Raw genomic sequence first — 11700 nt, forward strand, 5'->3', positions numbered from 1 at the left:
ATGTCTAAAAATACTAAAGGAGGTTGAGGTAAATAAATACATCCAACAATATTATCGTTCCTAAATCGTGAACTCTTTAAATTGTAATCAGTTGATATTCCTTGCTGCCCAAATTCATCTTTACTGCATAATCAATTGATACTTTCCAATCAGTTTCAGGACTAACATCAGTGAAATGATCATGATGTACATGGCCGTTTTCACCTAAAATACTACCTGTTATAGCAGGCTGATTATTCACCGCATCTGCGCAAGCAACATCCAGTGCAACAGGGTCAAAGGAAGCAAACATACCTATATCAGGAACAATTGGTATATCATTTTCTCCATGACAGTCGCAGAATGGAGACACATCAATTACCAAACTTACATGGAAGTTTGGACGTCCACTTAATACTGCTACTGAGTATTCCACAATTTTTTTATTCAGGATATCATTAGATTCATCAGATGCAGGAAGAACTGCGTCCACTGGGCAAATGCCAATACAACGTCCGCAACCAACACACTTATTGTGGTTTATAGTTGCCTTTTTGTCTGTAATGGTAATTGCAGTATGGGCACAATTTTTAGCACATTGCCCACAGGCTACACATTTTTCATGATCGATAACAGGTTTACCGCTACTGTGCATCTCCATCTTACCTGCACGGGAACCGCAACCCATACCTATGTTTTTAAGTGCACCACCAAAACCAGTCAATTCATGCCCTTTAAAATGATTAAGTGTTATAAATATATCCGCATCCATGATGGCATGCCCAATTTTAGCCTCTTTCACATATTCTCCGCCCTTAACAGGAACTAAAACCTCATCGGTTCCTTTAAGACCATCACCTATTATCACATGACATCCTGTTGAAAATGGAGAGAATCCATTGACATAAGCAGACTCTATATGGTCAAGTGCATTCTTTCGACCACCAACATATAAAGTATTACAATCCGTAAGGAATGGTTTTCCGCCCAGTTCCTTCACAATATCTACCACTGTTTTGGCATAGTTGGGACGCAGATAAGCCAGATTTCCAGGTTCTCCAAAATGAATTTTAATAGCCGTAAATTTATTTTTAAATTCTATTTTACCAATGCCTGCTGTTTTAATAAGGCGGGTTAACTTCTGCTGCAAATTCTCTTCACCAGTCGCTTTCATAGTGGTGAAATATACCTTTGATTTTTCCATGTTCAATAACCTCCAAGATTCTATAATTTTATTAATAATTTCTTATATCTCTAACATAGCTTTTGCTATAGTTATAAACTTTTTACGTGTTTTCTCATCTTAATTATATATGAAATTGTAAAAAAAAGAAAATATGCACTTTTAGGATAGATACTATACAAAAGGTGAGTGTTAAGAGCAAAGCAAATTTGAAGATTTTACAATACATAAGAAAAGGCTGAGTTTTACATAAAAGTAAACTCAGCCTTTTCTTATATTATTTTAAAAATACATATATTTATGATGCTTCTTGTAAATCGGGAAGAATCTCTCCACGAATTTCTGCAGCAGTACGTATTTTATAATTTTTAAACATAATAGACCCTACGTAACCACTGAAAATACTAACTATAATACAACCTAAGGCTGTTAATAACACTTTAGAAGCTGAATTATATGCAAACATTACTGCAAACCCTGCTATAGGGGTTGCTGTTCCTGGAGAATTATTTACAAGTCCCATTAATGCAACTATCACTCCACATAAAGAACCACCTATAAAATTAGTAACATAAATTGGTATGGGGTTTGCTGTAGTTATATCAGCTTGTGTTAAAGGTTCTATAGCGACTGCAATTGTATCTTTTTTACTTCCAAATTTCATTTTTGTAAAGAATACGAAATTCATAAATGATGAACCAAATACTGCTAATGCGCCTATAGCCATAGGTGCACCGGTAAGCCCAAGCATTGCGGTTAAAGCCATTGAACTAAGAGGTGCAGTGGCAACAACTGTTATTGTTCCTCCAAGTACTATACCCATTATTATTGGGCTAGAACTTGACGCAGAAATTAAAATTCTACCAATATTTAATAGTGTGCCATCTACTATAGGAGTCATACAGTTTCCTATAAATCTAGTTAATGGAGCTGCAAAAACAATTATAACTATTAAGTCTAAGCCTCCTGGTAATTTCTTCTCTAGATACTTAACTACAAATGACATAAGGTATCCAGCTATAAATCCTGGTAATATACCAAGACCAGAACAAGATAGCCCAATCAATACCGCATATATTGGTGAAACTCCAAGAGCTAGAGGCACAAGTATTGCAGCGGCTACTCCTCCTAAACTACCATTAGATAAACCAACTTCTTTTAAAAATCCAATTTTTAATACATCACCAAAAAATGCAGAGTGAAAAGCTTCAACTAGAAAGCTTGCACAGGCAGCACTTGCTAGTGCACCCATCGCCTTCATTCCTTGAGGTGCTTTGTAACTGAAAAGTGTAAATAAAGCTAATACTAATAATAAAAGACCTGTTCCTATTAAAATACTCATTGTTGTTTCTCCTTATAATTCCGAATTTATTTTTTTGAAAATACCTTATCTTTAAGTGCTAGACCAGTTTTAGTAACAGCAAGGCCACCAAGAGCTGTTTCTCTTAAGGAAGCTGGTAAATCTATGCCGATTTTATACATTGCAGATAATGTATCATCAAATGGTATTTTTGAAGAAACACCAGCCATAACTAAATCAGCGGTAGAAAGTGCACTAATTGCACCAGCTACATTCCTTTTTGCACAAGGAATTTCAACTAGTCCTGCAACTGGATCACAAACAAGTCCTAATACATTTTTAAATACGATGGCACCAGCATTTAAGCTCATCTCCGGTGTTCCTCCCATCATTTCCACAACTGCAGCTGAGGCCATGGCAGCTGCAGAGCCACACTCTGACTGACAACCACCTTCTGCACCTGCAAAGGTTGCATTCATTCCAATAATCATACCAACTGCAGAAGCTGCAAATAATCCTTCAATCATTTCATCAGTACTTTTTCCAAGCTTTTCACCAGCAGTTAATATTACGGCTGGGAGTATCCCACAGGATCCAGCTGTTGGACATGCTACAATTTTACCCATAGAACCATTAACTTCTGAAGAAGATAACGCCATAGCCATAGCTTTTACAGCAGTGTCTCCTAAAAGTGATTTGCCAGATTCTAAATATTTTTGCAGTTTATAAGCATCTCCGCCAATAAGACCACTTAATGAATAGACTTCCTTTTCTCTTCCAGAAAGAGCGCCTTGTCTCATTACATCAAGAGTTTCTTTCATATGTTGATATAATTCTTCTCGCGTGTTATCCTTTTGCTCCATTTCAAGATTTATTGCATATTCACTTAATTTTATATTTTCTGTTTTACATATTTCGATAAGTTCACTAGCTGACTTTGCTATCATTATTTTTTCTCCTTGTTTCTGGATTAATAACTATTACTTTGTTTATTCCAGTAATTTTTTCTATGTTTTTTACTAAAGAATCGGGAACAATGCTATCTACTTCAAAAGTCATAGTTGCAGATTTTCCTTTTTCGCCTCTAACAAGTTTTAAAAAAGCAATATTAATTTTATCCTCATAAATAAGGTCTGACACTTTTGCTACTGCTCCTGGAATATCATCATGACAAGTGATAATAGTAGGATTTGCACCGGTTAAATGAACACTATTTCCGTTTATTTCATTTATTTCTACATTACCGCCACCAATAGACGAACCCATTATTTCAAAGTTATTATTATTAACATCTGTTATTAAAAATTTAACTGTATTTGGATGTGCTTGTCCAAGATCATACTCAATAAAATTTATTTTTAAGCCTTTACTTTCAGCAATTGAAATAGAATTTTTAAGATTATCATCACATGGTTCCATTCCAAGTATGCCAGCAACTAGTGCTCTATCAGTTCCATGGCCTTTGTAAGTTTTACCAAAAGAGCCATGAAGCAAGAATGTAACCTCTTTTATATCAGTTCCAACAATAGTCTTTGCTATTTTACCAAGTCTAGCAGCCCCCGCTGTATGAGAAGATGATGGACCGACCATTATAGGACCTATAATATCAAAAATACCAAAAATTTTCATGTTAAGTGTTTCTCCTTTCCGACCAATACAATTTATATTTTTTTATTTTATCTTACTTGCTAAATTAAGTGAGTAAGCGTTTTCTTTTATTTCAGCCATAATGTTAATTAACCTCACTCCCACGCCTTCATTATAGAAGCAGCAATTCAAAAACACTCAGTTAACATCAAAAAAAATATATAAGGATCTAAATATTTTTAATATTTAAATCCTTATATATTTCGGAAACACTAAAGTTTTTAGTTCATTTCACAATTAAGTAAAATTCCATCGAAAAATTTATTTACGGATATTTTTCCACCTGATTTTTTTATTCCTTTTATATGATCCATTTCAGCTTTTACGCTTGAAAAATTGAAAAGCACATTTGAATAAGTATAAAAGGTTTCATTCATATTATCTTCAATCCCTAGGCTTGCAATATTCTCAAGGCCTACTTTAATCGCGCGTCTTATCCTTTGTTTTATAATTTCAGAATTGTACCCATAAGAGCTAAACAGTTTATCTAAATTACACTCAGAAAAGGATTGTTTGTTTTCAATAAGGTATGTACATATTTTGATTATATCGGTTGTTCCCTTTTCACCAAGCATTCCAAGCATACTTAAAATTTGTTTTATTTCCTTTATGTTATTATTTATATCATTATCTGGCTGTACAGAACTTTTTAGCATTTTTTTAATATTAGATAACATTATTCGCATTTCAATATTTTCTGCAACTTTTGCTGTAACTTTTTCTACTTCAATTTTATTTATGGGTTTCTTTAAAAAAAACTCTATTCCTGATTTGTATGAATCCTCAACAAGCGATTTATCTAAAACCTGAGATATCATGATAAAACAAATATCTGGTCTTAACTTTTTAAGCTCACGTACAAGAGTATTCCCATCCATTTTAGGCATAAGAAGATCTACAAGCACAATATCAGGGGTTAATAAAAGTATTTGATTGAAGGCTGTTTCTCCATCGCTCGAACTACCTATAACTTCAAATGAATTATTCTCTTCTATTATATTGGTAAGTATTCTTACTATACTTATATCATCATCAACTATATAGTATCTCATACAGATACTCCTTCCATTTTATCTTGTTTAATTTTTATAGTAAATTCAGTTCCTTTTTCGGTAATAGAATGAACATCTATAGTACCTGAAAAAATATCATTAACAATACCTTTTACATGTGCAAGGCCTATCCCCCTGCAAATGTCGCCAGTTTCTTTGTTAAATTTAGTTGAGAATCCAGGATTGAATATATAATCAATATCTTTTTCTTTTATGCCTTTACCATTATCAGATACAACAAAAATACACTCTTCTTGGCTTTTCATAATTAAAACTTTAACATATCCATTTTTTGTTTTATCCATAGACTCTATACTATTGTGAATAAGGTTTCGTAATATGCAAACCAGATAAAAATGATCCACTACATTAAAATTATTCTTTATTTGAAATTCTAAGCTTACGTTAGAATTATTTTGTTTTAAAAATTCCCTTACATCCATTCCAATAATATTTACAATATCTTTAATATCCATTTTAACATTATCCGTTTTTTCTCCAACCATTTCTTCTAAACCCTTTATAACGCTTATATAATCTTTTTTTATTTCATGCACGTCTTTTGCTATATCAAGAGAAAGGTTTTTTAACTGTGTGGGATACTTTTGCTCCGATATTGTTTTGTAAAGCAGGTATGCTTTTTTCATAACACCTTCAATATCTGAATTATTTTTGTTCATAAAATATATTTCACTTTTCATACTCGAAGTTATTAAAATTAACTTTCTATATCTTTCTTCATGTTCTTCCTTTATTAGCAAAGACTTATAATATTTTATGAGCAATATTATACATACTGAAATTACAGCTCTTACAAATGCTATAATTACTAGCTCTTGAAACATCATATAACTGTAACCTTTAAAATGAATCATTGCACTTATTTCTAGAATGTTTGAAAGTAAATCACATAATAATGCACAAAAAAATAAGTCTGTAATTCCTTTCTTTTTCTTTTTCCAATACAATAAATAAAATAATATACCATATGAAAAATAGAACAAAACATTTGCCCCTATAAACCCAAGAGTAGTATGGAGATTGTTAGTATCGAAATATAAAAATATTCCCCTATAAAGTGGATAAATGATCCCAGTTACAAAAAGAATTTCTATAGGATTAAATTGTTTATAAAAATAAAGAAAAACAGGTAATATAGCAACAGAAAGGGCTACTATAAATCCAGGCACAAAAAAATTTATCTTAATCTGAGACGCCAAAGCAACCCCTATAGCAATAGTAAAAATAGATTTTATTTTTTTCATTTTATTAAATACTTCTTAAAAGTAGACTTATCTTATTTTTCATAATATTTTGCTCCTCAAAACTTCATATTTTAAACTTATTATAACATTATCTATTAAATAAAGTTCTTGCCTTCAAATATTTCTTTTATTTCTTCTCTGTTTTCAATGTTACCACAATACACAATAGGTTTATTATATCTCTGCAAACTTATAAATTCTGCATTATAGAGAGCTGTTTCCCTCTCACCATAATCCGTGCCTCCAGCAATTTTAAAGGGTTAATGGAACGGATCATTGAGAAAATGCAATTGAAGGTGGCCTAAGGGGCCTTTTTTTTTGTTTAATATCCCCTAAACTCGATGCAGCCACTTATGAAAATACATTCTTTAAATAAATATATAAAAATATAGAGAATTTGGATTATAATCTCCATATTCTCTATTCATAACTTTCTATAAAAAGGACTTTTTGCTCAGTCTGCCGGGGCTTTATATGAGCGGAGCGAATTTGCTACAGAAATTGGTAATGTAGTAGACAAGATCTCTTTGTTAATTTATCATTTTATTCCCATTGTAAAAATAGTTATCTAACATTTTTACCCTTCTTTGAAATATATAACAGACATATGAAAATAACAATTAATGAAATGATTAACGTAGTGATAATTCCAGCCTAAACTAACACTTGCAATAGTGCTAGGGGCTTCAATGCTCAGTGGCTGTGGTAGTAAATCTAAAGCAGTAAAGGCAGAAGAAGGGCCTGTTAAAATAACATTTTGGCATGGTATGGGGGGGACTTGGGTGTTTCACTTAACAAATTAGTAAAAGATTTTAATGATTCTCAAAAGAACATTATTGTTACTGCTCAATTCCAAGGAGATTATGATGCTGCACTTAATAAATTAAAAAGCTCACAAGTAAGTAATTCTGGTCCAGATGTTATGCAATGTTATGATATAGGAACTAGATTCATGATTGATAGCAAGGCTATTGTTCCGGTTCAAAATTTTATTCTATGCCTTTTAATTCATCAACACCAATACTTTATTACAATAAAACTGCGTTCAAAGAAGCGGGATTAGATCCAAATACACCACCTAAATCCCTAAGGGGGAGCTTCCCTTTGGGTAATGGACAAAGAGGATGAAGCAAAGCAACTGGCTTCTTGGGAATTTTTAAAGTTTATGGTATCTCCAGAGGAACAAGCATATTGGAATGCAAATACTGGATATTTCCCAGTTAATAAAAAGGCTTATGACCTTAAAGCAGTTAAAGATAATTTGGTTAAATATCCACAGTTTCAAACAGCTATAGACCAATTACATGCATCTAGTCCAGATTCAAGGGGTGCATTACTTGGTATATTTCCAGAAGCAAGAGCTACAACTGAAACAAATATTGAATCAATGCTAGCTGGAAAGCTTTCACCACAAGAAGCATTAGACAATGCGGCAAAAACAGTGAACGCTGCAATTGATAAATATAATAGAACTAATAAATAATAACATTTTAATTTGTGCTTAATAAAAAATATAGACACTTTATTATTTATAACCAAATAATAAGGTGTCTATAAGTATTAGTTTTTATTAATTAATTTTTCTAGAATTATCTCAGCTATTTTATGCTTTAATTATAAATAGTTTTGACAATTATTTTTATATTCGTATAGTAATGGATATCCTAATATTATATTATTGTGGCTGCATTACACCTGAAAAAACAAGCCATGCTAATATTGATTTTGCTACTAAACTAAGGATTATATAACCTCTTTCCCCATAGATATAGTTTTTCCATTTTCCTATCTTTAAATATTGTAGAATCATATTAATAGGAAACAAATTAAAGAATATAAAATATGAAGCAAATACTGCATAAACAAACCATGGTACTTTATCTAAGTTTGAATTACCAAATGCATACATAATTATTATAATCCAAGGCCCAAAACCAGCGATAGATAATAAATATATAGCTAAAAGTTTAAGAAATAAAACAACCGGAGGGATCTATGAATATTGAAAAAACAATTACCGCACTTAAGAAAAACAATTATGAGGTAAGCTTCTTTAAAACCGCCGAAGATGCGGCGCATTATTTAGACAGTAGCCTTAATAACAAATATATTGGATTTGGTGATTCTGATACTATGGTGCACATGAACTTGTTTGATAGACTTTCCTCACACAACAAGGTTGTTGATCCTAAGCATTGGGTGTCAGGGAAAACATTCGGTGATATTGCAACAGAGTGCCTGACTACAGAAATTTTTTTGACGTCAGTCAATGCTATCTCAGAATCAGGAGAGTTTGTTAATATTGATGGCACAGGTAATCGTGTAGCTGGATCGCTGTTCGGGCATAAGAAGGTATATTTTATTGTCAGCACAAATAAAATCTCGCATTCACTTGAAGATGCTATTTGGCGTGCCCGTAACATTGCTGCTCCTCGTAATGCTATGAGATTAGGATTGAGAACCCCTTGTGCAATAAAAGGAGATCGTTGTTATGATTGTTCCAGTCCAGATCGTATCTGCAATGGCCTTGTAATTTACTATAAAAAGATGCATAGCATGGATATGGAAGTCCTATTGATAGATGAAGAGCTTGGCTTCTAATATGCTTTAATTGGATGTGAAAGAATGGAAAAAGAATATTATTGTCCTGAGTGTAATTCAAGATTAGAAAAAATGATAGGTTGTGGATCAATAAGCTATTTTTGCAGAAAATGTAAAAAGTTAATATCAAGGAAAAGAATTTTAGTTATGAAAATAGCACTCTGAAAAAATCTTCAGAGTGCTATTTTACATATTTGTTTATTTGACTTTAAGCATAATAGTAGCGTTACTTCTATTCTTACCTTCTTCATTTACCGAGATGGTAAGCCCATATTTGGGGACTATTCTTCCTGCATCAGGAAGAAGTGAGCTCATATAGGACTTACTATCATTAAAGTTATTTTGTGGCTTAGTTATTTTGTCAGTAATTGTTTGAGTATCATAATCTAAGAACATATTTAGAGTTTTTACATTACTAAATGCTGCATCATGAATTTGATACCTTGTTGATGCAACTGTTGGTTTTATTGTTTTATCCGCGTAATTCCACATATTTATACTTTGGTCTGCATCTACAACGCCGAGATATCCCTGTCCTGGATGGTCACCTGTCCAGTTATCTGAGAAAGATTCATCCACATACCATACAAGTAAACCTGTATCATATGACATTAATGAAGTACCACGAGCAATATGTCCAAGTCCTAAGTCAGCTCCGACTTTATTACGCCATTCTAAGATATAGTATTGAGGAGAATACCTATTTCCATCACTTACAATAAACTTATCTAATGTAAACTTTGGTGATGCTTCTACGTTATCTGAGATTATAGCAGCTCCATCAGCTTCTACAGCTATATCATCAACATAGAGTCCAGGCATTGATAGTCCAGCATCTGTTATATAATTAAATGCTAATTGTACCTTTTGACCTGCAAATGCACTTAAATCAAAGTTTCCACTAACCCATCCATTAGAATTTCCTGTTATTCCATTCCCAAGGTTTGCTTCATTAGGATTAGTTGTAGTTGTTAAATTTCCTGGTACTGTTACCCATTCAGCAGTTCCTACTTTTACTTTTATATATGCATAATCAAAGTCCTGCTCAATATCATACCAAGTTTTAAATGTTAGTTTAGCAGTTGTTTTACCTGTTAGATCTAAATTAACTAACATTGAGTTATTCATATCATCGCCTTTACCGCTAAAATACTCTTTTATGCCACTTGTAGGAGTATTAATATTAGTAGTTTTTTCTGGCAAATTAACTTTTACATAATCATTATTTTTTCCTTTTATTGCAGCCTGATCAAGAATATATTTTGAACCATTTTTGGGGATGTTCTTAATATTGACTTCTGAACCCTGCATCCAATTTCCACCATAGGCTTGCTGAAAAATAAGCTTACCATATGGACTAAATCCCGTTGGTTCAGCCCCTGGTATTTTACCTGCCCAGCTACCTGATGCCATTATTGACCAATAACCAACAGGTTCGCCTACTCCACTATAATTTGTATCATATTCATCTGGAAGTCCTAAATCATGACCAAATTCATGACAAAACACGCCTGATGCTCCATCTTCTGGCATTATTGTATAAGCATAAGCAGCAAGCTGTCCATCAAAATTTGTACTATTAGATGTTGCTCCTGGTATAGCAACGGGACCAGTTGCTAATCTTGAACTATGTGACCATATAGAATCCGTTCCTAAAATTCCGCCACCAGCTTCTTGCCCAACACCAGCATGAATAACCATTAAATGGTCTATTATCCCATCTGGCTCGTTAAGGTTTCCATCTCCGTCAATATCGTATGTATCCTCTAAGTCATAATCAGCTAAATTCACACTAGCATCTGTTGCTGCTGTTTTAAGACCTTCATAAACGAAGGTATTTGCATGTATATTATTAGAAGTTGCTGAATCAGCACCATAATATGCAGCATTATTAGATGAGTTATACCATCCAAGAACCGTTCCATCCATTGTATAACTTCCACCTGATTGTTGCTCATAATATTGCTTCATTGATAATAATGTTTCTCCAGTTGGTGATACGTAACCATTTTTTCCAAATAACATATCTTGATAATGTTGTTGCGTATACTCTTTATAATACATGTCAGTTTCATCAGGAGATATCATATTATGTTTGTAGTCTGTGAAATCTTCTAGTAAAACAAGTATTTTATCTGACTTTACTGATCCATCCCACGTTCTCGAAGGTGTAGGCGGCTTTTTTTTGCTTTGTTTTGGATTTTTACTTTGTACATCCTTTTTAATTTTGTCTAGTGAAACCTGTTCTTGTTTTGTTAATTTAGAAGGATCACTTACAGATTTTTTTTCTTGGTCTTTTAAATATGCATGTACTACTTTAAGTGATTGTTCTTCAGTTGCATTTTTAGCTATTTTACCAGATTTCTTTAACATTTCAATGAGCTTGTCCTCATTTGCAATTGCAAGATCTACAGTACCCTTTTCCTCTAATTGAATCTGATTTCCTGACACAAGATTAGCATTACCCACGGATCTTACTGGTTTGAATGTCATTACATTTATTACTAAAGCAAATGACATAATCACACCTAGAAGTTTTTTACTTACCATTTAACAAATCGCCCCCAAAAATTAGTGCACAATGAAATATAAATATTTTCTGTACATTTTACTTAATTATACATTTAAACCTTTTTATAGTCAATATGAGGTTGTGGTGAGAAATTCTGTTTC

General features: G+C 32.7%; 11 protein-coding genes and 1 pseudogene. 3 read left to right on the forward strand and 9 right to left on the reverse strand.

Annotated elements, in window-relative coordinates:
- Positions 1 to 76: 76 nt before the first annotated feature.
- From KPL55_RS00950 to KPL55_RS26510, 7 genes are all read right to left on the reverse strand, one after another.
- On the reverse strand, positions 77 to 1183 hold the full coding sequence (locus KPL55_RS00950; protein ID WP_216304828.1) for a DUF362 domain-containing protein: 1107 nt from the start codon (positions 1181 to 1183) through the stop codon (positions 77 to 79).
- A gap of 277 nt (positions 1184 to 1460) precedes the next feature.
- Positions 1461 to 2504 carry a PTS sugar transporter subunit IIC gene (locus KPL55_RS00955; RefSeq protein WP_216304829.1) on the reverse strand — a complete coding sequence of 348 codons (1044 nt, stop codon included), beginning with the start codon at positions 2502 to 2504 and terminating at the stop codon, positions 1461 to 1463.
- A gap of 26 nt (positions 2505 to 2530) precedes the next feature.
- The gene (gene sdaAA, locus KPL55_RS00960) at positions 2531 to 3409 is read right to left on the reverse strand and encodes an L-serine ammonia-lyase, iron-sulfur-dependent, subunit alpha (RefSeq protein WP_216304830.1); all 879 of its coding nucleotides are present in this window, start codon (positions 3407 to 3409) and stop codon (positions 2531 to 2533) included.
- Positions 3390 to 4091 (reverse strand): L-serine ammonia-lyase, iron-sulfur-dependent subunit beta, encoded by a 702-nt coding sequence (sdaAB, locus tag KPL55_RS00965; protein WP_216304831.1) that lies wholly within the window; start codon positions 4089 to 4091, stop codon positions 3390 to 3392. The genes sdaAA and sdaAB overlap by 20 nt, the downstream gene beginning before the upstream one ends.
- A gap of 239 nt (positions 4092 to 4330) precedes the next feature.
- On the reverse strand, positions 4331 to 5161 hold the full coding sequence (locus tag KPL55_RS00970; RefSeq protein ID WP_216304832.1) for a DNA-binding domain-containing protein: 831 nt from the start codon (positions 5159 to 5161) through the stop codon (positions 4331 to 4333).
- Complete coding sequence (locus KPL55_RS00975; RefSeq protein WP_216304833.1) at positions 5158 to 6426, reverse strand: sensor histidine kinase; 1269 nt, start codon at positions 6424 to 6426, stop codon at positions 5158 to 5160. Before KPL55_RS00975 ends, KPL55_RS00970 begins: the two co-directional genes overlap by 4 nt.
- Before the next feature lie 95 nt (positions 6427 to 6521).
- Complete coding sequence (locus KPL55_RS26510) at positions 6522 to 6677, reverse strand: glutamate mutase L (RefSeq protein ID WP_312887189.1); 156 nt, start codon at positions 6675 to 6677, stop codon at positions 6522 to 6524.
- A 438-nt stretch (positions 6678 to 7115) separates the two neighbouring features.
- Here KPL55_RS26510 and KPL55_RS00985 point away from each other — a divergent pair.
- Positions 7116 to 7909: pseudogene (locus tag KPL55_RS00985) on the forward strand (extracellular solute-binding protein).
- 192 nt (positions 7910 to 8101) lie between these two features.
- On the opposite strand, the gene heR reads toward KPL55_RS00985, so the two are convergent.
- Positions 8102 to 8419, reverse strand: a complete 318-nt coding sequence (gene heR, locus KPL55_RS00990) for a heliorhodopsin HeR (RefSeq protein WP_216304956.1) — start codon at positions 8417 to 8419, stop codon at positions 8102 to 8104.
- Positions 8420 to 8421: 2 nt separating this feature from the next.
- Here heR and KPL55_RS00995 point away from each other — a divergent pair, with 2 nt between their 5' ends.
- Together KPL55_RS00995 and KPL55_RS01000 are read left to right on the forward strand one after the other, a co-directional pair.
- Positions 8422 to 9027, forward strand: a complete 606-nt coding sequence (locus KPL55_RS00995; RefSeq protein ID WP_216304834.1) for a lactate utilization protein — start codon at positions 8422 to 8424, stop codon at positions 9025 to 9027.
- Between the two features lie 24 nt (positions 9028 to 9051).
- The gene (locus KPL55_RS01000) at positions 9052 to 9192 is read left to right on the forward strand and encodes a YfgJ family double zinc ribbon protein (RefSeq protein WP_216304835.1); all 141 of its coding nucleotides are present in this window, start codon (positions 9052 to 9054) and stop codon (positions 9190 to 9192) included.
- 33 nt (positions 9193 to 9225) lie between these two features.
- Here KPL55_RS01000 and KPL55_RS01005 read toward each other — a convergent pair whose 3' ends face one another.
- Positions 9226 to 11577: an immune inhibitor A domain-containing protein gene (locus tag KPL55_RS01005; protein ID WP_216304836.1), complete on the reverse strand. Its 2352-nt coding sequence runs from the start codon at positions 11575 to 11577 to the stop codon at positions 9226 to 9228.
- Positions 11578 to 11700: the final 123 nt, after the last annotated feature.

Source organism: Clostridium lacusfryxellense, assembly GCF_018861735.1.
GTDB classification, from domain to species: Bacteria; Bacillota; Clostridia; order Clostridiales; family Clostridiaceae; genus Clostridium_AD; species Clostridium_AD lacusfryxellense.

Excerpts from the sequence above, each read along its gene's own strand:
- KPL55_RS00970 (WP_216304832.1), bottom strand. The coding sequence starts at position 5,161 with ATGAGATACTATATAGTTGATGATGATATAAGTATAGTAAGAATACTT.
- sdaAA (WP_216304830.1), bottom strand. The coding sequence starts at position 3,409 with ATGATAGCAAAGTCAGCTAGTGAACTTATCGAAATATGTAAAACAGAA.
- KPL55_RS01005 (WP_216304836.1), bottom strand. The coding sequence starts at position 11,577 with ATGGTAAGTAAAAAACTTCTAGGTGTGATTATGTCATTTGCTTTAGTA.
- KPL55_RS00995 (WP_216304834.1), top strand. The coding sequence starts at position 8,422 with ATGAATATTGAAAAAACAATTACCGCACTTAAGAAAAACAATTATGAG.
- KPL55_RS01000 (WP_216304835.1), top strand. The coding sequence starts at position 9,052 with ATGGAAAAAGAATATTATTGTCCTGAGTGTAATTCAAGATTAGAAAAA.
- sdaAB (WP_216304831.1), bottom strand. The coding sequence starts at position 4,091 with ATGAAAATTTTTGGTATTTTTGATATTATAGGTCCTATAATGGTCGGT.
- KPL55_RS00955 (WP_216304829.1), bottom strand. The coding sequence starts at position 2,504 with ATGAGTATTTTAATAGGAACAGGTCTTTTATTATTAGTATTAGCTTTA.
- KPL55_RS00975 (WP_216304833.1), bottom strand. The coding sequence starts at position 6,426 with ATGAAAAAAATAAAATCTATTTTTACTATTGCTATAGGGGTTGCTTTG.
- KPL55_RS00950 (WP_216304828.1), bottom strand. The coding sequence starts at position 1,183 with ATGGAAAAATCAAAGGTATATTTCACCACTATGAAAGCGACTGGTGAA.